This window comes from Clostridium beijerinckii HUN142, from assembly GCF_000621745.1.
In the GTDB taxonomy this organism is placed as follows: Bacteria; Bacillota; Clostridia; order Clostridiales; family Clostridiaceae; genus Clostridium; species Clostridium beijerinckii_A.
The window spans coordinates 106361-127651 of sequence record NZ_KK211337.1 but is presented as its reverse complement, the minus strand read 5'-3'; the positions used below and the strand labels follow the sequence as shown (position 1 = coordinate 127651).

At 30.4% G+C, this 21291-nt stretch carries 18 protein-coding genes and 1 other annotated feature; all 18 genes read right to left on the bottom strand.

Annotated features, from left to right (window positions below; translation table 11 throughout):
• Nucleotides 1–32: 32 nt before the first annotated feature.
• The 18 genes from sigK to nifS all read right to left on the bottom strand — a co-directional run bounded on the left by sigK (nucleotide 33) and on the right by nifS (nucleotide 21289).
• Entirely contained in the window at nucleotides 33–731 is a 699-nt protein-coding gene (gene sigK / locus T483_RS0124250; RefSeq protein WP_026889147.1) for an RNA polymerase sporulation sigma factor SigK, read from the bottom strand.
• 317 nt (nucleotides 732–1048) lie between these two features.
• On the bottom strand, nucleotides 1049–2665 hold the full coding sequence (locus T483_RS0124245) for a penicillin-binding transpeptidase domain-containing protein (RefSeq protein WP_026889146.1): 1617 nt from the start codon (nucleotides 2663–2665) through the stop codon (nucleotides 1049–1051).
• Nucleotides 2666–2976: 311 nt separating this feature from the next.
• Nucleotides 2977–4197 carry a peptidase U32 family protein gene (locus T483_RS0124240; RefSeq protein ID WP_026889145.1) on the bottom strand — a complete coding sequence of 407 codons (1221 nt, stop codon included), beginning with the start codon at nucleotides 4195–4197 and terminating at the stop codon, nucleotides 2977–2979.
• A 6-nt stretch (nucleotides 4198–4203) separates the two neighbouring features.
• Entirely contained in the window at nucleotides 4204–4848 is a 645-nt protein-coding gene (locus T483_RS0124235) for an O-methyltransferase (protein ID WP_026889144.1), read from the bottom strand.
• 88 nt (nucleotides 4849–4936) lie between these two features.
• Nucleotides 4937–5962: an endolytic transglycosylase MltG gene (mltG, locus tag T483_RS0124230; RefSeq protein ID WP_026889143.1), complete on the bottom strand. Its 1026-nt coding sequence runs from the start codon at nucleotides 5960–5962 to the stop codon at nucleotides 4937–4939.
• Between the two features lie 108 nt (nucleotides 5963–6070).
• Nucleotides 6071–7897: a translational GTPase TypA gene (typA, locus tag T483_RS0124225; RefSeq protein WP_026889142.1), complete on the bottom strand. Its 1827-nt coding sequence runs from the start codon at nucleotides 7895–7897 to the stop codon at nucleotides 6071–6073.
• Nucleotides 7898–8389: 492 nt separating this feature from the next.
• Entirely contained in the window at nucleotides 8390–10057 is a 1668-nt protein-coding gene (locus tag T483_RS0124220) for a ribonuclease J (protein WP_026889141.1), read from the bottom strand.
• Nucleotides 10058–10418: 361 nt separating this feature from the next.
• Complete coding sequence (locus T483_RS0124215) at nucleotides 10419–10883, bottom strand: Fur family transcriptional regulator (protein ID WP_026889140.1); 465 nt, start codon at nucleotides 10881–10883, stop codon at nucleotides 10419–10421.
• An 84-nt stretch (nucleotides 10884–10967) separates the two neighbouring features.
• Complete coding sequence (locus tag T483_RS0124210; protein ID WP_026889139.1) at nucleotides 10968–11246, bottom strand: DUF1292 domain-containing protein; 279 nt, start codon at nucleotides 11244–11246, stop codon at nucleotides 10968–10970.
• A 119-nt stretch (nucleotides 11247–11365) separates the two neighbouring features.
• Entirely contained in the window at nucleotides 11366–11779 is a 414-nt protein-coding gene (ruvX, locus tag T483_RS0124205; RefSeq protein ID WP_026889138.1) for a Holliday junction resolvase RuvX, read from the bottom strand.
• Between the two features lie 107 nt (nucleotides 11780–11886).
• Nucleotides 11887–12144: an IreB family regulatory phosphoprotein gene (locus T483_RS0124200; protein WP_008424959.1), complete on the bottom strand. Its 258-nt coding sequence runs from the start codon at nucleotides 12142–12144 to the stop codon at nucleotides 11887–11889.
• Nucleotides 12145–12280: 136 nt separating this feature from the next.
• Nucleotides 12281–14920 carry an alanine--tRNA ligase gene (gene alaS / locus T483_RS0124195; RefSeq protein WP_026889137.1) on the bottom strand — a complete coding sequence of 880 codons (2640 nt, stop codon included), beginning with the start codon at nucleotides 14918–14920 and terminating at the stop codon, nucleotides 12281–12283.
• A 254-nt stretch (nucleotides 14921–15174) separates the two neighbouring features.
• Nucleotides 15175–15355: a binding site (T-box leader), on the bottom strand.
• Between the two features lie 144 nt (nucleotides 15356–15499).
• Nucleotides 15500–16528 carry an AI-2E family transporter gene (locus T483_RS0124190; RefSeq protein ID WP_026889136.1) on the bottom strand — a complete coding sequence of 343 codons (1029 nt, stop codon included), beginning with the start codon at nucleotides 16526–16528 and terminating at the stop codon, nucleotides 15500–15502.
• Nucleotides 16509–17009: a PRC-barrel domain-containing protein gene (locus T483_RS0124185; protein ID WP_026889135.1), complete on the bottom strand. Its 501-nt coding sequence runs from the start codon at nucleotides 17007–17009 to the stop codon at nucleotides 16509–16511. Before T483_RS0124185 ends, T483_RS0124190 begins: the two co-directional genes overlap by 20 nt.
• Nucleotides 17010–17847: 838 nt before the next feature.
• Entirely contained in the window at nucleotides 17848–18144 is a 297-nt protein-coding gene (locus T483_RS0124180; RefSeq protein WP_026889134.1) for a hypothetical protein, read from the bottom strand.
• A 436-nt stretch (nucleotides 18145–18580) separates the two neighbouring features.
• Nucleotides 18581–19657: a tRNA 2-thiouridine(34) synthase MnmA gene (mnmA, locus tag T483_RS0124170; protein WP_035790572.1), complete on the bottom strand. Its 1077-nt coding sequence runs from the start codon at nucleotides 19655–19657 to the stop codon at nucleotides 18581–18583.
• A gap of 11 nt (nucleotides 19658–19668) precedes the next feature.
• A complete protein-coding gene (gene nifU / locus T483_RS0124165) occupies nucleotides 19669–20106 on the bottom strand; it encodes a Fe-S cluster assembly scaffold protein NifU (RefSeq protein ID WP_011968440.1) in 438 nt (145 codons plus the stop codon).
• A 1-nt stretch (nucleotide 20107) separates the two neighbouring features.
• Complete coding sequence (gene nifS / locus T483_RS0124160; RefSeq protein ID WP_026889132.1) at nucleotides 20108–21289, bottom strand: cysteine desulfurase NifS; 1182 nt, start codon at nucleotides 21287–21289, stop codon at nucleotides 20108–20110.
• Between the last annotated feature and the right edge of the window lie 2 nt (nucleotides 21290–21291).

The following is a 21291-nucleotide window of genomic DNA, read 5'->3' as shown; positions in this document are numbered from 1 at the left end:
TGATAAAGATTTATAATTCTCTATACACTAAATTAATTTTTAGTAAATAACTCTTTTTTTAATTTTTTTAAAGCTTTTTTTTCTATTCTCGATACATATGATCGAGAAATTCCTAAATTTACTGCTATTTCTCTTTGTGTCTTGCATTTTCCATCAATTAATCCATATCTCATTATTATAATAGCGCTTTCTCTTTTGGTTAATGACTCAATTAATTTTTTATATAGAGCTTTGACTTGTAAATTACTTTCAACTTTTTCTAAGACGCTATCTTTTTCACTGCTTAGTATATCCATAAGACAAAATTCATTTCCTTCTTTATCAACCCCTATTGGATCCTGAAGATAAATTTCGCTTTTCTGTTTTTTACTATTTCTAAACAGCATTAAAATTTCATTTTCTATGCATCTAGAAGCATAAGTTGCAAGTCTAGTACCCTTGCTTCCATCGAAAGAATCGATAGCTTTTATTAATCCAACAGTACCAATTGAAATTAATTCATCTACATCCTTATTAGGAAAAGAATATTTTTTTACTATATGAGCTACTAATCTTAAGTTTCTTTCAATTAAAATGCTTTTGGCACTCTTATCTCCTTCTTTAAATTTTTTTAAATACATTTGTTCTTCTGTTTCATCTAAAGGTAGTGGAAATGTATTATTATTTGTTACATATCCAGTTAAGAAAAGTGAATTACATATTAGGTCTATAAAGCTATTTAATATAAACACCTTTTTCCTCCATAGCAGTGCTTGATATTATAATATGTTGGAGTTACTAAAAAGTTGCTTATACTTTTTTATTTTTTATATTTATATTTTAGTTTGATATATAGGTTCTAAATGATATAGTTCACTCTTCATAAAATTATTTGGTTTATAGTGCTTAATGTTCTAATATAGACTCGTATGGATTAAACTTTTTCTCATCTATATATTTCAATTAAGTTTCTACATTCAAGTTTTAATTGTGCACTTAGCTTGCTAGAGTTTTAAATGCAAATTTATTATTGCAGCATAATATATAATATAGTAATACTTAAATTCTATTACTTCGCATTTAAAGTTTTAACTATATCTTTAAATATTGGCGCTGCAGTATCACCGCCGCCAAGATCTTCATTGTTTGCATTCTTATCCATCTGTATATCTGGAGTAAATACTACCATAGTATAGTTTTTTCCTCCTGCACTAAAATATCCAGCGAACCATCCATGAGTTTTACCCTCACTACCTGTTGCCGAACCAGTTTTACCACCTATATCAAGATCTGATTCATAGGCTTTTATTCCTGTACCTTTTACAACAACCTGCCTCATTTCATTTTTAACTATTTTTGCTGTTGTTTCACTAAATACTCTCTTTTTATCCGTTTTAAATTCTTTTATTAAATTATCATCTTTATCTAAAATCCCTTCAACTAAATATGGCTTTTCATAAATTCCATTATTAGTTATAGAATTTATAGCTCCAAGCATTTGAATTGGAGTCACATTCATACATTGTCCTATAGATATATTGTTTATTCCAGATTCCTCTTCAGGTTTTACACCTTGCGCTTCTTTTACAATTCCACTATTTAAATTTAATACTCTATCATATAATCCTAACTGCTTTGAATAATCCATCAATTTATCATAACCAACTTTTGCTCCTATATCAGCAAATACATCGTTAGAAGATTTTTCAAAAGCCTGCTCAACTGATAATTTACCATATACCTTCCTATCTATTTTACCTGCTCCAACAAACGTATCATTTATATTTATAAGCCCCATATCTAGAGCCGCTCCGAGTGTTATCACTTTATAAATAGATCCAGGTTCATATCCAATCTGCTGTATGCCTAAATTTACATTAGCAGCACTTTCATCTTTTTGAACCATTGCTCTAATCTTACCAGTATCACTTTCCATTATAGTAACACCTACATTATTTAAATATGAATAGTCCTCTTTATCTAAAATACCTCTAATTTTATTTTCAATATCACTATCTATTGTTAATTTTAAATTTTTATTATCATCACTTATACTTACTGATTGTTTTGCATAAACAGCTTTATTATCTAAATAAAATTCACTTTTAGGCTTTTCATTATCTTTTAGATAATCATACATATCACCTTCAAGAGAACCTGACTCATGCTCTTCATCTAATATTTTAGATAACATACTGCTGACACTCCATGCTTTTTTAGTATCTACTTCATCAGAAATATAAGTATATATTCCCTTTATATTTTTTAGGTTATTAATTTTGTTATATGTATCTTCTGATATGTTAAAATATAACTTTCCACTTTGTTTCATTATATCTGAATAACTAAAATCAGGATTTTCAGATTTCATTATGAAATTAAACGCCATTAAATCCTCAAGTGTTTCTTCATAATTATTTAAACTGAATGGTCTAGTGTCAATGACAAGTACGTATTTCTTGTTATACTTCATTAAATCTTTCCCATTAGTATCTAAAATCATATAATTCATATTGCTAATATTTTCTTCCTGGTGATTTTGATAAGAACTCACAACCCTTTCAGATGGATATATTTGCAATATTGCTAAACGAGCTGTTAACATAACAATTATAGTCATAAGCATAGCTAGAATCTGAATTAATCTCTTATCTCTATCAAATTTTTCAGTAAAAATTAAAAACACCTCCCTCTCTAGCTTAGATTCTAGCCTTAAAGGAGATGTTTTATTCAAAATATCTAGACTTATATATCTATACATCTAATCGCCGAAATAAAGATTGTGCTGTTGTTCCAGTCTAGCTATTATATATTTCATAGTATGAATCTAGATTATAATTATTATATATACCGATATCGAATACATCTGAGATTTGTGATTATTTAGTATTATAAAAATTTTGCTTAAAACACAAAACGGGAGATTTCACCTACTTTAGCCTACTCCAAACATAAAATTTTGATACGCAAAAGAGGAACAACCTCCCGTTAAATAAACTATTCTTTATCTTTAACAATTAAATCTTTGACTTTTAATGGAACTTCTACTCTTACTTTATAAATCATTTTTGCTCTATTGGCTGATTCTATTGGAGTTCCATTTTCTTCTGTCATGTCATGAAGGACAACCTCAAAATTATCTCCCTCTGGTCTCAAGACTTCTACTGTATCTCCATTTAGAACTTTATTTTTTTGTTCAATAGTTGCTATTTTTGTTTCTTCATCGTATTCTCTTACGATTCCGATTATATCTGCATGTCTTATATACGCTGAATCTTCGTATACTTGTTCTCCACTCTGTCCATAGTAGAAACCTGTATGATACACTCTATGACTTACTTTATTTAAATTCTCCATCCACTTTGGATCGAATTTATAATTATCTGGGTCTTTCATATATGCATCCACAGCCTGCTTATAAGATTTTACTACAGCTGCAACATAGTATAAACTTTTCATTCTACCTTCGATTTTAAGAGAATATACCCCTGCCTTTATAACATCATCTATATGTTCAATCATACATAGATCTTTTGAATTCATTATATATGTTCCATTTTCATCTTCAACTACTGGATAAAATTCATTTGGTCTCTTTTCTTCTACTAAATGATATTTAAATCTGCATGCTTGAGCACAGGCACCTCTATTAGCATCTCTTCCAACCATATAATTAGAAATCAAACATCTTCCTGAATAACTTATACACATTGAACCATGGACAAATGCTTCTATTTCACATTCTTCTGGCAAGTTATCTCTCATTTCTTTTATCTCAGTTAGACTAAGTTCTCTAGCCATTACTATTCTCTTAACACCTTGTTCATACCAAAACTTCGCTGCTCTCCAGTTAACATTATTAGCTTGAGTGCTTAAGTGAATTTCTAAATTTGGTGCAACTTCTCTAGCTGCAGAAATTATTGCTGGATCTGATGCTATTATTGCATCAACACCTGTTTCATATAATTCTTTTATATAATCCTCTACTCCACCTAAATCTGCATTATGAGGGAAAACATTCATAGTTACATAAACTTTTCTATTCCTATCATGAGCATATTTTACGCCTTCCTTTAATTGTTCATTCGTAAAATTATCGGCAAATGCTCTTAAATTTAATTTGCTTCCGCCAAGATATACAGCGTCAGCTCCGAAATCTATTGCTATTTTAAGCTTATCTAAATTTCCTGCTGGTGCTAAAATTTCTGGTCTTATCATTTTAATTTACCTCCTCTTTGTAACTGCAATTCCATCTCCCATTGGTATGACAGATGTAATTAAGTTTTCATCTTGAGTAACTAATTCCAAATAAGTCCTCATTCTCTTTACTATTGTAATTTTTCTTCTTTTAACTAATTCTGGTGATGCCACCATACCTCTAAATAAAACATTATCAGCAACTATTACTCCGTCTTGGTTAAGTAATCTTAAACAGTGTGGCAAAAAGTGGTTGTAATGTCCTTTTCCTGCATCCATAAAAATCAAATCAAAAGGCTCATCTGATTTTTCTAAAATCTCTAAACAGTCGCCCTCTTCTATTTTTATTTTATGATCCAAATTAAATCTTTTTAAATTTGAATTTGCAAGTTCAATCATTTTTTCATCACGTTCTATTGTTACAATTTCCGGTTCGGTTCCCGATGCTTGATACATTAATATTGACGAAAATCCTATTGCTGTTCCAAGTTCTAATATTCTCTTTGGTTTTTTCATGCTACACATAAATTCAAGAAAAACCCCAGTCTCCTTTTGAACAACAGGTACCTTATTTTCTCTAGCAAAATCCTCTATCTCTTTTAAAATTCCACTTCTATCTGGAATCAATCCTCTAATATAATCTTCCATATAGTCGTATGTAATCTCACTCATGAATTTCCTCCATAAACTTATATACATTCAAAAATAATAAGAACCAAAACACAAATTATATTATGTCTCACTACCTTCTCTGCATACCTTAATATCCCAATTCTTTTTTCTTATTTAAAAAATCTTCATAGCTATTAGTAAAATAATGTGATCCATCATCTTTCATAATATAATATAAATAGTCTGTCTTTTCAGGAAGTAATGCTGCCTTAATGCAATCTATCCCTGGATTCGCTATAGGACCAACTGGCAACCCCTTGTACTTGTATACATTATATGGCGAATCTACTTCTAGATGCTTGTTTAATACCACATCAACGTGATACCCCAATGCATAAATTACCGCTGCATCTATTTGAAGTTTCATATCTTTTTCTAATCTGTTGTAAATAACTGATGATATTAATGGTCTATCACTAGCCACTCTTGCTTCTCTTTCTATCATAGAAGCTATAGTAACTATCTTTTCCACATCTTCATCCTTTATTTCAACTTTAGTTTCATCTTCCACCTGCTTAAGCACATCTTCAAATCTATCTAACATGGATTTAATTACATCATTTGCGCTTGACCCTTTTTCTATTAAATATGTATCAGGATATAAATATCCTTCCAAATTATATCTCTTCTTATTGTTATTTTTCACAAAGCTAGGTAATTTGTAATCTTTAACAGCTTTAATAAACTCGTCTTTAGAGCAAATCTCTTTGTCTTCTAAGCTCTTCGCAATATCTTCTATAGAATAGCCTTCTGGTATAGTTAATTTAACCAAATCCTTATCTCCATCCTTATTTTCTAAAGATTTTATTAATTCTTCTAGAGATGAATTTGTATTTATTTCATATATACCTTCTGTTAAATTTACTTTTCTTTTATCTATAGCCAGATTTACTTTAACAAGAAGCTTACTAGTCAATTTATTTTCTTTGTCCAGTTTATCCAATATGTCATAGAATCCTTCGCCTTGTTTCACTTCAATGATAATTGAGTCTTCAGTTGATTTTAATGGTTTTCTTATAGCGCTACTATAAGATATTACAAATGTCAGAGTTATTACAAATAAAAATAATATAATTAACAGTATTAGCTTTCTAAAAGATTTATATTTATTCATAAACTTTTTCTACTTTCTCCTAGATATAATTAAAAGTAAATAGCCAAATAAAGACCATTTACTTTAATTATATTTATTTTATTTAATAGTTAAAGTATTTTCAGCAAATTATTTTTTATTTCTGCTAATCATTCTTCTTCTTTCAGCACTATCTAATACTCTTTTTCTCATTCTTATATTCTTTGGTGTAACTTCTACCAATTCATCAGCATTTATAAATTCTAAACATTGTTCAAGAGACATTTCAACTGGTGGAGTTAATTTTAATGCATCATCAGCACCTGATGATCTTGTATTAGTAAGTTTCTTCATTTTACATACATTAATTTCAAGATCCTCTGCTCTTGCAGAAACACCAACGATCATACCACCATATACAGGAACACCAGCGCCTATGAATAATTGCCCTCTTTCTTGAGCACTATATAATCCATATGCTATTGAATCTCCTGCTTCAAATGAAACTATTGATCCTCTGCTTCTTCCTGGAATATCACCTTTGTATTTTTCATATGAATGGAATACGTGATTCATAATTCCATTACCCTTTGTATCAGTCATTAATTCACTTCTAAATCCAATAAGACCTCTAGCTGGAACTGTGAATTCTAATCTTGTGTATCCATTTACTGCAGATGTCATATTAACCATTTCTGCTTTTCTTGGTCCTAACTTTTCCATAACAGGTCCCATGAATTCTTCTGGAACGTCAATTGTTAAGTACTCAATTGGTTCTTCCTTGTGACCATTTACTTCTCTAAATATAACATTTGCTTTTGAAACTTGGAATTCATATCCTTCTCTTCTCATTGTTTCAATAAGAACTGAAAGGTGAAGTTCTCCTCTTCCTGAAACTTCAAAGCAATCTGGAGTAAGTTCTTTTACTCTTAAACTTACATTTGTTTCAAGTTCTCTCATTAATCTATCTCTTAAATGTCTTGATGTTACAAACTCACCTTCTTGACCTGCAAATGGTGAATCATTAACCATGAAGTTCATATTTAATGTTGGTTCATCTATTTCAAGGAATGGTAATGCTTCTGGTGATGATGAATCTGCTATAGTATCACCTATATTAGCATCAAGAACACCACTTACTGCAACTATATCTCCCATTGAAGCTTCTTCTGCTTCTTCTCTCTTTAATCCTTTGTACGTAAATATACTAGTTATCTTGTAATTAGCACTTGATCCATCATTCTTTAATAAAGCAACTGTTTGATTTCTCTTTACTGTACCTCGATGTATCTTACCAATTGCAATTTTACCAACAAATGCATTTGTATCTAGTGTACTAACAAGCATTTGAAGTGGTTCATCCATATATCCTTCTGGTGGTGCAACATATTTTAATATTGTTTCAAATATAGGAGTCATATCATTATTTTCATCATCTACATTATATTTTGCAAAACCTTCTCTAGCTGATGCATAAATAATTTGGAAATCTAATTGTTCATCATTAGCTCCAAGTTCTACGAACAGGTCAAATACTTCATCAATAACTTCTGTTGGTCTAGCATTTGGTTTATCTATCTTGTTAATTATAACTATTGGTCTTAAACCTAATTCTAATGATTTCTTTAAAACGAATTTAGTTTGTGGCATTGGTCCTTCATAAGAATCAACAACAAGCAAAACTGAATCAACCATTTTAAGTACACGTTCAACTTCTCCACCGAAATCAGCATGCCCTGGTGTATCTACTATATTTATCTTTATATCATTATAAATTACTGCAGTATTCTTTGAAAGAATTGTAATTCCTCTTTCTTTTTCTAAGTCATTAGAATCCATTACTCTTTCTTCTACTTTTTCATTAGCTCTAAATGTATGGCTTTGTCTTAACAAAGCATCTACTAAAGTTGTCTTACCGTGGTCAACGTGGGCTATTATAGCAATATTTCTTATATCTTCTCTTTTAATTAATTCCATTTTTATTCCTCCAAACAGCAAATAAGCTGCGAATTTTTCTTTTATAGTTTCTCTTTAGTTTGTATATAAATTAGTTAAAATTTAAGTATATATTGTAAATAACTTCATACTATTAATATATTATTCCTATATATTATAAATAAATTATGATAAAAATTATTCACATATAAATGTAAACCTATAACTGTTTTTCTCCAAAAGAAAATTGGATACTTAAAGTACCCAATTCCTACACAACTATTATAAATTCTACTCTTTCCATCAAAAAAAGTCAACCCTATTCCAAACAATTATAACTTTAACAACTTAATATTTCGTTAATTATAACTCAATTATTAACATATATACTCCAAAAAAATTCAACTCATAAAAATTTATCTTAAGCTATCAGGCGCTGTAGGTCAAATAACTTTTTTAAAAAGATGAATTATATTATTTAATTTTCTCATATATATTGTTGCAGTTTTCGACTTGCTATTTTCTTTTGCATTTCTAAAACTCCATAATTATTGGTAATATCATAGGTTTTCTCTTAGTCTTTTCATAAAGGAACTCTCTAAGCTGATCTCTCATCTTAGATTTTAGTGTAGCCCAGTCAGTAATCTGTTTTTCTTCACAAGTCTTTAATACAGATTTGACAATTTCTCTTGCTTCATCCATAAGACCTTCAGATTCTCTAACATATACGAAGCCCCTTGAAATTATATCTGGACCAGATACAACTCTTCCAGTCTGTTTTTCTATTGTTACTACAATTGTTAAGATACCATCTTGTGAAAGATGCTTTCTATCTCTTAAGACAATATTTCCAACATCTCCAACACCGAGACCATCAACAAATACTTGCCCTGAAACAACAGTACCATTCTTTTTAATATAATTTCTTGCTACTTCAATAACATCACCATTTTCAGGTATTAATAAATTCTTTTCTGAAAGTCCAACTTCAATAGCTAGTTCACCATGCTTCTTTAAATGTCTATATTCACCATGAACTGGCACAAAGAATTTTGGCTTAACTAAAGCCTGCATTAGTTTAAGTTCCTCTTGACATGCATGACCTGAAACGTGGATCTTTTCCTGGGAATCATATATAACTTGAGCACCCTTTTTAAATAGTTGATTTATAACTTTTGAAACAAACTTCTCATTACCTGGTATAGGCGTTGCTGAAATAATTACTGTATCACCTGGAATCACATTGATTTTTCTATGTTCCGATGCTGCCATTCTTGCAAGCGCAGACATTGGTTCCCCTTGGCTTCCAGTTGTTATTACAACAATTTTTTCGTTTGGATATTTTGAAATTTGATCAACAGGAATAAGTACATCTTTTCCAACTGTAAGATATCCAAGTTCTATTGCAACTTGAACAATATTCTCCATACTTCTTCCTGATACAGCTACCTTCTTTTCATAAGCTTCAGCTGCTGTAATTATTTGCTGAATTCTGTGAACATTAGATGCAAACGTCGCAACTATTAGCCTGCCCTTAGCCTTGCCAAAAAGCCTTAGGAAAGTTTCTCCCACAATCTTTTCTGTCATAGTATATCCTGGTCTTTCAACATTTGTTGAATCCGCCATTAATACTAAAACTCCCTTTCTTCCAAGTTCAGCTAATCTTCCAAAATCCATCATTTCTCCATCAATTGGTGTGTAATCAATCTTAAAATCTCCTGTATGAAGTACTACCCCAAGTGGTGTATGAACTGCAATTGCAACTGAATCTGCAATTGAGTGATTAGTCTTTATAAATTCAACTGAAACACTATCAAGCTTAATTATATCCTTTGGCTTTACTCTTACTAACTCTGTTGAAGCTAACAAACCGTGTTCCTTTAGTTTTGTTTCAACTATTCCAAGAGTAAGCTTAGTACCATAAACAGGAACATTTAGTTGTCTAAGCACATACGGCAACGCTCCTATATGGTCTTCATGTCCGTGAGTTAAAAATATCCCCTTGATTTTTTCTAAGTTTTTGATTAGATATGAAACATCTGGTATTACAATATCTATTCCAAACATATCATCATCAGGAAACTTTAGTCCACAGTCTATAATAATAATATCTTCTTTATATTCTATAGCTGTTATATTTTTCCCGATTTCGTTTATACCACCAAGAGGAATTATTTTTATCTTCGCTCTTTCATTTTTCATACTTCCCCTCCTTCTTCTTAATATTATATTTATAAACAAAGGTTCTTTCTTTAGCATTAAAAATAATAAGTCATATGTGCAAATACATTCCACATTAACACAGGCGACCTTAATTCAAATTGCAATCTATAAGCCTATATTGCTTTATTGAGCATATAAGGTTTAGCCATGTCAATTCACTTTACACATACATACCTTCATATCAATTGCCATTTGACACTATACTCTTTTAAGCATAGCGCCAAATGCAGTTTCTTAGTAAATATATAAACCGTAAAATATATATCTTTCTTTACTCACGGCGAAATATTTGACACATTCTTGACTTTATTTTATTTCTAATTTTCTATCAAAAGTCCTTTTATTCATCATTTAATTTTTTTTGGCATTCATCACACACACCAAAGAATTTCACACTATGGTCTAAAATCTTAAAGTTATATTGCTTTTCAATTCCAGATTCTAGATCTTCTAGTAAATCATCTTGAACTTCTGAAACCTTATGACAGATATTACAGACAAGATGATGATGCCTGTGTGTTTCATTTGAATGCACTATTTCATATCTACTGCATCCATCATTTAGATCTAATCTAGATATTACACCTAATTCTTCTAACAAAAGAATAGTTCTATAAACTGTTGCTAATCCAATTTCCGGGCAACTCTTTTTTACACTATCATATATTTCTTCCGCTGTTAAATGTTGACCTTCATTTTCAATAATAGTATCAACAATCGATCTTCTTTGTGGTGTTAATTTATAACCCTTCTTTTTCAAGTCTTCCTTCAAGGCATTCATATCAATTAAATTTGATGCATCCATACATGACACCTCACTTTTCATATTAAATGAATTGATTTTTCTTTAATAAGCATTAAAGAAAATACTATCTTACTTGATTGCATACTATTCCTCAATTAAACCATCTTCATTCATAAGAGTTTCATAAGTCTCTAGTACCATTTCGAATTCTTCATCGTCATCTTCTAACGCTATAAATATATCGCTTCCATCCTCATCTTTGAATATTTTAAAAGCATAAGCTTCATCAGTTTCTTCAATTGTAGGAGTCGCAATTATATATTGGCCTTTTAATTTTTCTATTTCAAAGTATATAATAACCTCGAACTTAACATCATTTCCTTCTTGATCAGGTATATATACATATTTTGCTTCTTTATCCATAAATGTATCCCTTCTATACTTTATTTTATCTTTATTTTTATTTATTAATAAAAGCATATTGCATAAGAAACTAATCTTATACATACACTTCTCAAAATTTCCTATTCTATAGATATTTTTTATTTTGAAATCATATCCAAATATCCTTGAAGTATGTAAGTTGATGCAACTTTATCTACTATCTTCTTTCTTTTGCTTCTTGACAAATCAGCTTCAAGCATTGCCCTCTGAGCTGCAACAGTAGTTAAACGTTCATCCCAAAATTTCACTTCTACATTAAGCTCTTCTTCTATCATCTTTCCAAAAGCCATTGCTATTTCTCCAGATGGTCCTATTGTTCCATTCATATTCTTGGGTAAACCAATTAAAATAGTTTTCGCATCATATTCATCACAAAATTTCTTTATTTCGGCTATATCTTTTTCTTTGTTAGTTCTTCTAATTGTAGTTAGGCCTTGAGCTGTGAACCCTAACGGATCACTTACTGCCACTCCAATAGTCTTTGAACCCAAATCTAATCCAAGTATTCTCAAATTACAGCACCTCTCACAACATATACGAATTAAATATTAACCTAATCATGGTATTATACTTTCTTTCATATACAAAATTAAGAGTGCCCGTTATAAACGGGCACTCTCTACTTTATCTCTAAATAAGATTTTATAACTTCTTCTAGTATGTCATCTCTTTCGAGTTTTCTTACTAAAGCTCTTGCTCCGTTGTAATTAGTGATGTAAGTAGGGTCTCCTGAAATCAAATATCCAACTAATTGATTTATAGGATTATATCCTTTTTCCTGTAATGAATTATAAACCTCTGTTAATATTGTTTTTGTAAGAGCTTCTTTATTCTTACTTAAATCAAATTGCATTGTATGTTCAATATTATTACTCATAAAATTGCTACTTAAAGCAACTCACCCCCTTAATCATTTTATAAGGAAACGATATCCATATTTATTATTAACTTTATTCTTTAAATTTATTCACTAACTATACTTAGATTATAACCTATATTTTATAAAAAGTATACTACTTTGCTAAAGTTTCCACTATTTTATATGATTCTTCAATTGCTTCTTGTATTTTTTCTGGCATTTTTCCACCTGCTTGAGCCATGTCTGGTCTTCCGCCGCCACCGCCGCCAAGCATAGAAGATATTTCTTTTATTAACTTTCCACAATGCGCACCTTTAGCTACTGCATCTTTAGTTGCCATAGCACAAATAATAACTTTTCCAGCATTTGCACTCATAAGTAAAACTATACTATTTGGAGCTTTATCTCTTACTTTTTCGCAAACATCTCTTAAAGTATCACTATCAACATCTTTCAATTCATATGCAATTACATTTATATCCTTAACTTTTCTTGAAGAAGATACTATATCGTCTATTCCCATTGATGCGAATTTAGATTTTAAAACTGTTATTTCTTTATCTTTTTCCTTTAATTCCTTAACTTGTTGATCAAGTTTAGATAATAATTCTTTTTCTGAGCATTTAAGCTTAGTTGAAATTTCTTTTAACAAGTCTTTCTTTTCATTTACTATCTTATAAGCTTCTTTTCCTATTACAGCTTCTATTCTTCTTGTTCCTGCTGCAATACCACTTTCAGATATAATTTTAAACAAACCAATCTTTCCTGTGTTATCTATATGTGTTCCACCACATAATTCCTTAGAATATTCCCCTGCACTTACAACTCTAACTTTATCAGCATATTTATCATCAAATATACCTATAGCTCCACTTTTTTTTGCTTCTTGAAGATCCATAACTTCTGTAACAACTGGTGTAACACTTGTAATTGCTTCATTTACTAAATCTTCAACCTTATTAATTTCTTCTTCTGTCATAGCTTCAAAATGAGAAAAGTCAAATCTAAGTCTATCATTACTTACATAAGATCCAGCTTGATGAACATGTGATCCAAGAACCTCAGTTAATGCTTTATCCAAAAGATGAGTTGCAGTATGGTTCTTCTTAATGTTTTCACGTCTAACTTTATCCACCTCTATAGTAACTGTATCGCCTACTTTAAGTTCTCCTGATACAACTTCAACAAAATGAACTATTTTTCCGCCTATGTTCTTTTTAGTATCAAGCACATTAGCTTTAAAACCATCATTAAATATTACACCTGTATCTCCTATTTGACCACCCATTTCAGCGTATAAAGGAGTAACATCGGTAACTATAATAGCTTTATTTCCTTCTGTTATAGCATCTGTAAAATCTTCACCTTCAATTAACACTTTAACTTCTGCATTTAAAGTATCATTGTCATATCCATCAAAAATAGTTTCGATTTCTCCTGGTATAATATCCAATGTTTTAACATCAGTTCCCATGTAATTAGAAACTTTTCTTGCACTTCTAGCTCTTTCTCTTTGAACTTTCATTTCTTCATGGAAAGCATCTTCATCTAATGATAAACCTTCATCTTCTAATATTTCTTTTGTAAGTTCCATTGGAAAACCAAATGTATCATATAATTTAAATCCATCTACACCACTAAGAACTTTTTCATTCTTTGCCTTTAGTTCACTTATAAATCCATTTAATATTTCCATTCCTGAATCTAATGTTTCTCTAAATTTATCTTCTTCTATTTTAATTACTTTCTTAATATATTCTTTCTTATTGTTTAATTCTGGATAAGCTTCACTTGAATCTCTTATAACAGTATCGCATAAGTTACAAAGAAATGCTTCTTTAATCCCCAAAGTTTTTCCATGTCTTGCTGCTCTTCTAAGAAGTCTTCTTAACACATATCCTCTACCTTCATTCGATGGCATAACATCATCTGAAATCATGAAAGTTATCGATCTAATATGGTCAGTTATTAATCTTAAAGATATATCTGTCTTTTGATTTTCCCCATATTTAACATTAGCTAATTTTGCAACTTCACTTAAAATATTTTCTAATGTATCAATTTCAAAAATACTATTTTTTTCTTGCATTATAGTTGCAAGTCTTTCAAGTCCCATACCTGTATCAATGTTAGTATTAGCAAGTTTTTCATAGTTTCCTTTTCCATCACCATCAAATTGAGTGAAAACAAGGTTCCAGAATTCTATTATTTTATCTTCATCTGCTAATTTAACAAACTCATCAGCGTTAGTTGGTATTTGCTCTGATCTATTAAAATGAATTTCTGTACAAGGACCGCATGGACCTGCACCATGTTCCCAGAAGTTATCTTCCTTACCTAATCTGAATATATGAGTTTTATCTACATCTGTAAGTGTAGTCCAATATTCATATGCTTCATCATCATCTAAATATATAGTTACATATAATCTATCTTTTGGAAGTTCCAACACTTCTGTAATAAACTCCCAAGCCCAAGGAATTATTTCTTTTTTGAAATAATCTGCAAAAGAAAAGTTTCCAAGCATCTCAAAGAAAGTACCATGTCTGCTTGTAATACCTACATTTTCGATATCTCCTGTTCTAATACACTTTTGACAAGTTGTAATTCTTCTCTTTGGTGGTTCTTGTAATCCAGTGAAATAAGGCTTTAACGGAGCCATTCCTGCATTTATTAATAATAAACTTTTATCGTTCTTTGGAACCAAAGAAAAGCTATCCATTCTTAGATGATCTTTGCTTTCAAAAAATTTCAAGTACGCTTCTCTCAAGTCATTGGTTTTCATAAATTTCATAAACTATTCCTCCATTTTTTTCAGTTAACAGTTGACTATGATATTCCTTCAGAATATATTTTTATTTTGTTTATAATCTTCTGACGAAGATTTAAGATTTCATAATTATTAGTTAAAAGTTCCTAATTTCAAAAAGGCTCCGTATTGCAGCATAGCTGCCTTTTTCAAATGTGAAAAGATCCTAATTGCAGCATAGCTGCTCTTTTTATATGTGTATAATTTACCAAATAAAAAAAGCCCTCTCCCCTAATAGATATAGGGACGAAAGCTAGAATTCCGCGGTACCACCCTAATTATGTATGATATGCACTCATACATCACTTAGTAATTTATAGCTCCTAGGCAGCTTCAAAATATACAGCCAAAAGTTTTCACCAACCACTTTTTCTCTAAAACGACTATAATAAATTTACTCATCCTATTCATCGCTTAATATTTAATTATTTCATCAAAATTATATTTCATATAGATAATTATGTCAATATTCAACTTTATGTGTACTCAAGTGAAATAATAAATATGTTGTTTCGTAGGACTATGAAAAATTTCACTGAAATGTTCTAAATACAAAGTTACAGTCTAAAACAGATAGTAATTTATATCATCATATAAAACTTTTATAATGACAGCTATTGGTACCACTAATACCATCCCGACAAATCCACCGAATTTGTCGCCGATAAGTAATAAAATTATTATAACAAATGGGTGCATCTCTGTACTGTCCCCTGTTATTTTAGGAGATAAAATATCACCTTCAAGCTGTTGAATTATAAACATACCTACGATTACCCAAAATGCTTTTATTGGAGAGTCTAAAAGTGCAACTATCACCGCTGGAACCGCACCAAAAATTGGACCAAAATACGGTATTATATTTAATATCGCATTCAGTATAGAAATCCATAAAGGAAATTTCACTTTCAATACTAATAACAATATCAATGTTAACCCACCTATTAATCCCGAAAGCATTAACTGGCTTGTTATATATCTGGTTAATACTCTATCAATATCACTTAATATTTTTTTAGTAAGCCCTCTTTTAGAAGTTGGTAATAATAGCAGCATTTTAGTATATATTTTATTACCATCGCAAAGAAAGTAATATACCATGATAGGGATAATTGCAAATGACATTGCATTATCACCAATGTTCATTAGATTTTCAACAGCATTTTCTGAAAAATTTGTCCAAAAAGTATTTCCTTTTTCTAAAATTTCATTATATATTACATTGGTAGTAGCAAAATCATCCAAGTTATTTTTTTTAAATAATCCTTCCAGTAAACTGCTTATGTTCTCAAATACATTACTGATGTTAGATATCTCATTAAATAACGTAGGAACTATAACAATTATACACGCAGTAATAATGCTAAGAATTATTACTATAACTAATATTGAAGAGATTTTCTTACTTATTCTAAATTTTGTTTCAAATGTATCTCTGATAGGAGTCAAAGTATAAGCTAGAATAAAAGATACTATAATAATATTAATTATTGCATTTATTGATTTATTAAAGATGTAAGCTAATATTAGGCTAATTAAACATAATAGGGTTATTCCTAAAAGAATTGTGCCTCTATGCTTTCTTAATTGCATTGTGCCTATCCATATTATGAGGTAATGTTTTAAATAAAACCCCCTCATTTCCTATATATAATATGTATTCTTCTCCAAGTATGCATCTACTTAAAAGAATAATCTGCTTACCCTTTATCATCTTATCTACTAACCCTGAGCTTATAACTATTGCTTTAATTGAATAATCCTGTATATCTATTATAATATCCTCTAGAACTCCTTTAACATTCCCCAATGTATCAATAACTTCCATATACTTAATCTCTTTAAATGTAAGTCCATCACCTTTTTTTATATTTTCTATTATTACATCTTCACCTACATCTATAACATCTTCCATATCTATATAGTTGTTTTTAGAGAATAGATGGCTATTGGACACCTTAAATCCTACAACCCTTCCTAAAAAGAAATCTATGTATAAGTCTTCTATAATACCAATTTTTTTGCCTTTAATGTTATAAACCTTCTTGAAATAAAAATCTCTAGTTTTAAACATTGTGCACCTCCAAAACAATTTTTAATAGAAAGCTCTTATGTCTGTCTTATATCTATACACTGTAGTATTACCCCTATATTCTCTAAGATAAGAAATATAGTCAGCAACCTAAATTCAGTTCATTTGATATAGTATCCAACAATAGGAAAATTATTCATGCTAATATGCTTGCATGTATAACTTACCAATAATGAGTATTCTATTAAAATTACATAAAAGAAAATCCCAGACGTATATGAGAAAAATCTTCACACTAAAAATGACAGCTATGCACTTATAAAAAGAGTAGCTCTGCACTACTGAAAAGAGCAGCTATGCTGCAATACGGAACTTTTCTACAATATTGAACTTTTCTGCATATAAAAACACTTTTTGCAGGAGACTGTGGATCCGGAGATTTTTTCACGCATCTGCCTTTTCGAACACATGTGAGAAAAATTGGCAGGCGAATAAGATTCCTTTTTATTCTTTTTTAAATATAAAAACTAATCAATCAACCTTTTTTAAGTTATACCCTAAAAGAGTACCTCGTCCACAGATTTTATTGGAATATAAATTCCTAAAGAATAAAAATAGTACCTACTATTTAGTAAGTACTTAATTGTATAAAGCAGGCCTTTTCATGTGAAATTTTAATCCCAGCTGAATTTAGCTAAACACATTCAAGATAGTACAACCGTTTTCTTTAACCTTAATAAGAAAATTGCTGCTGATGTCAACTATCGAGTAAAACTAATTAATCTGAGTATAAAATATTTATTATAAATATCAAGTTAGAAATGTAACTTTTTTTATTTACCTCATGCCCTTCTTATTTTACTATCCATATTCACTTCAATCATTTCCACTTATATCTTACTTCTAAGTATTCACCATCTCTGTCGTAACCTAATATATTATATCCATTTTTATTGTATCCTTCTTTATCAAAACCGGCATTATTAAATCCATTTCTATCATATCCTTTTTTATCATAACCTTCTCTATCATACCCCTCTTCATTATAGTATGTCCCATTTTTATGCATCCCTCTTTTATCAAATCCATACTCATCATGCTTTGTGCCATTTTTATGAAACCCTTTAGAATTGAAGCCATGTTCATTATATCTCTTTAATGCCTTGAAGATATCCAAAAAATCACCTTCCAATTTTTTACTTCGAGAACATTATACCAATTATATCTTCATAAGTTAATACTATTATGTAAAATACTACTAATTATTTTACAACTTCCAACTATTAACTCACATTTGCCTCCATGCTTCATTTATTCTAATTTTCAAATATTCTTGCCATGTATTGTAAAGCAAGAATTATCATTTACAAATTAGGCTTCTTTTATGATTAAAACACATATTCATGACTACACAAAAGCACTAGCTTGCTCTGCGGCCCTAAACAAAAAATACACAGGAGCATTTTCCTAACTAAAACTGTCCATATATTTTATAACCAACGTCCATTACCGGCTTGGTAGCTGGTTTTGCGAACTCCAAAGCATAAAAAACAAAAGCCGAGAGCACTCGCATACTCCCAGCCTTAAAAATACTTAAACTACAATAATATTTTTTAGATTATACTTTCTATTATACCGCCGCCAACTACTATTTCATCATTATAAAATACAACTGACTGACCTTTAGTTATTGCCCTTTGCTTTTCCTTAAAAACAACTTTCACTCTACCATTTGGAAGTGGCATTAAAGCAGCTTCTGCTGGCTTTGCAGAATATCTTATTTTTGCTGTAACTTCCATTTCTTTTTCAAGTTTATCAAAAGGAATAAAATTTACATCAGTTGCGATTAATTCTGTTTTGAAAATATCATCTTCAGAACCTAGTACAACTTCGTTGGTTTTAGCATTTATATTTGTTACAAATACTGGCCTTCCAAGGGATAATCCAAGTCCTTTTCTTTGTCCAATAGTGTAATATACAATTCCTTTGTGCTGACCAAGTATATTACCACTCTTATCAACGAAATTACCTGGTTTAACCCTATCTGGCTTTGCTTCTGAAATATATTTACCATGATTATTATCAGAAATAAAACATATTTCTTCACTATCTTTTTTATTATGAACAGCAAGACCTATTTCCTTTGCTATTTCTCTAATCTTAGTCTTTTCATAGTCTCCACAAGGCATTAATGTATGTTCCAACTGATCTTGGGTAAAATTATATAAAGCATAAGTTTGATCTTTTCTATCATCATCAGATCTGATTAAAAGATATCTATCATCGCGCTTTTCAATTTTAGCATAATGACCAGTAGCCACATAATCTGCCCCTATACCTCTTGCTCTTCTTAAAAGTTCATCGAACTTTAAATGTTTATTACATTCAATACAAGGGTTCGGAGTCTTTCCATCTATGTATTCTTGAACAAATTTATCAATAACTTTTTCCTTAAAATAATCTCTAAAATTTAAAACATAAAATGGTATATCAAGCTTGTCGCATACTCTTCTTGCATCATCAACAGCAGAAAGGGAGCAGCAGCCCCCTTCCCTTTCTTCAAATTCCTCATCGTGCTGCCAAATCTGCATTGTAGCACCAATGACGTCATATCCCTGCTGTTTCAATAAATATGCAGCAACAGAACTATCTACACCACCACTCATACCTACTAAAACTTTTTTCTTCATAATTTCACCTATTACTCTTCTCCATGTACAGCAGCATGTAGATCTTCGTCACTATGTTCTTCCATAGGTATTACTTCTAATCCATTTTTTGCTCTGTAATCATTTATAGCTTTATGAATTGCTTCTTCTGCAAGAACAGAACAGTGCATTTTTACTGGTGGAAGACCATCTAAAGCTTCTGCAACTGCTTTATTAGTTAATTCCCAAGCTTCATCTAATGTTTTCCCTTTGATTAATTCTGTAGCCATTGATGATGATGCAATAGCTGATCCACATCCAAAAGTCTTAAACTTAACATCTTTGATGATATTGTCTTCAACCTTTAAATAGATTTTCATTATATCTCCACATTTAGCGTTTCCAACTTCACCTACGCCATTTGCATCTACTATTTCTCCAACGTTTCTTGGATTTTGGAAATGTTCCATTACTTTTTCACTGTATATCATATTAATTTTCCCCTTTCTTTAAAAAGTCATCCCATAATGGTGACATGTTTCTTAATCTTTCAATAATTGGTGGTACAACTTCAAGAACATAATCTACATCTTCTTCTGTTGACCCTTCACCCATGCTAAGTCTTAATGATCCGTGAGCAATTTCATGAGGAAGCCCAATTGCAAGTAATACATGTGATGGATCTAAAGAACCTGAAGTACAAGCACTACCGCTTGATGCGCAAACTCCTTTAAAATCTAATGATAATAAAATTGATTCACCTTCAATAAATCTAAAACATACATTAACATTTCCAGGAAGTCTCTTATCTCCTCTTGGTCCATTTAATTTAGTGTATGGAATTTCAAGTAAACCAGCTATTAATTTTTCTTTTAACGCAGTTAATCTTTTCATATGATCTTCTAAATTATTAGTAGCAAGTTCAAGTGCTTTACCAAGTCCAACAATAGAAGCAATATTTTCTGTACCTGCTCTTCTATTCTTTTCTTGAGCTCCACCGTGAATTAAATTATCAATTTTAATTCCCTTCTTTATATAAAGAACTCCAATACCTTTTGGCCCATAGATCTTATGACCTGCAAGTGATAGCATATCTATATTCATTTCTTTAACATCAACAGGAACATTTCCAACAGCCTGAACTGCATCTGTATGGAAGAAAACTTTCTTTTCTCTACAGATTTCTCCAATTTCTTTTATAGGCTGAATTGTTCCTATTTCATTATTAGCAAACATAATACTTACTAAAATCGTCTTATCAGTTATAGCATTTCTTAAATCATCTAATTTTATGAAACCTTCTTCATCAACATCTAAATATGTAACATCAAAGCCATTCTTCTCTAAGTATTCACAAGTATGAAGAACTGCATGGTGCTCGATCTTAGTTGTTATTATATGGTTTCCTTTATTCTTATGAGCTGCTGCGATACCTTTTATAGCCCAGTTATCAGCCTCTGATCCGCCACCTGTGAAATACACTTCATCAGGTAAACAGTTTAATGCTTCTGCTATCTGTTCTCTTGCCTTATCTATAGCTCTTTTTGTTTCTCTTGATATTCCATAAAATGAAGATGGGTTACCAAACTTTTCAGTAAAATAAGGAAGCATTTCTTCTAACACTTCTGGTTTTACATAAGTTGTAGCTGAATAATCCATATATACGTTCTTCATAA

Excerpts from the sequence above, each read along its gene's own strand:
- T483_RS0124240 (WP_026889145.1), bottom strand. The coding sequence starts at position 4,197 with ATGATAAGACCAGAAATTTTAGCACCAGCAGGAAATTTAGATAAGCTT.
- T483_RS0124235 (WP_026889144.1), bottom strand. The coding sequence starts at position 4,848 with ATGAGTGAGATTACATACGACTATATGGAAGATTATATTAGAGGATTG.
- mltG (WP_026889143.1), bottom strand. The coding sequence starts at position 5,962 with ATGAATAAATATAAATCTTTTAGAAAGCTAATACTGTTAATTATATTA.
- typA (WP_026889142.1), bottom strand. The coding sequence starts at position 7,897 with ATGGAATTAATTAAAAGAGAAGATATAAGAAATATTGCTATAATAGCC.
- T483_RS0124220 (WP_026889141.1), bottom strand. The coding sequence starts at position 10,057 with ATGAAAAATGAAAGAGCGAAGATAAAAATAATTCCTCTTGGTGGTATA.
- T483_RS0124215 (WP_026889140.1), bottom strand. The coding sequence starts at position 10,883 with ATGGATGCATCAAATTTAATTGATATGAATGCCTTGAAGGAAGACTTG.
- T483_RS0124210 (WP_026889139.1), bottom strand. The coding sequence starts at position 11,246 with ATGGATAAAGAAGCAAAATATGTATATATACCTGATCAAGAAGGAAAT.
- T483_RS0124200 (WP_008424959.1), bottom strand. The coding sequence starts at position 12,144 with ATGAGTAATAATATTGAACATACAATGCAATTTGATTTAAGTAAGAAT.
- alaS (WP_026889137.1), bottom strand. The coding sequence starts at position 14,920 with ATGAAATTTATGAAAACCAATGACTTGAGAGAAGCGTACTTGAAATTT.
- T483_RS0124190 (WP_026889136.1), bottom strand. The coding sequence starts at position 16,528 with ATGCAATTAAGAAAGCATAGAGGCACAATTCTTTTAGGAATAACCCTA.
- T483_RS0124185 (WP_026889135.1), bottom strand. The coding sequence starts at position 17,009 with ATGTTTAAAACTAGAGATTTTTATTTCAAGAAGGTTTATAACATTAAA.
- mnmA (WP_035790572.1), bottom strand. The coding sequence starts at position 19,657 with ATGAAGAAAAAAGTTTTAGTAGGTATGAGTGGTGGTGTAGATAGTTCT.
- nifU (WP_011968440.1), bottom strand. The coding sequence starts at position 20,106 with ATGATATACAGTGAAAAAGTAATGGAACATTTCCAAAATCCAAGAAAC.
- nifS (WP_026889132.1), bottom strand. The coding sequence starts at position 21,289 with ATGAAGAACGTATATATGGATTATTCAGCTACAACTTATGTAAAACCA.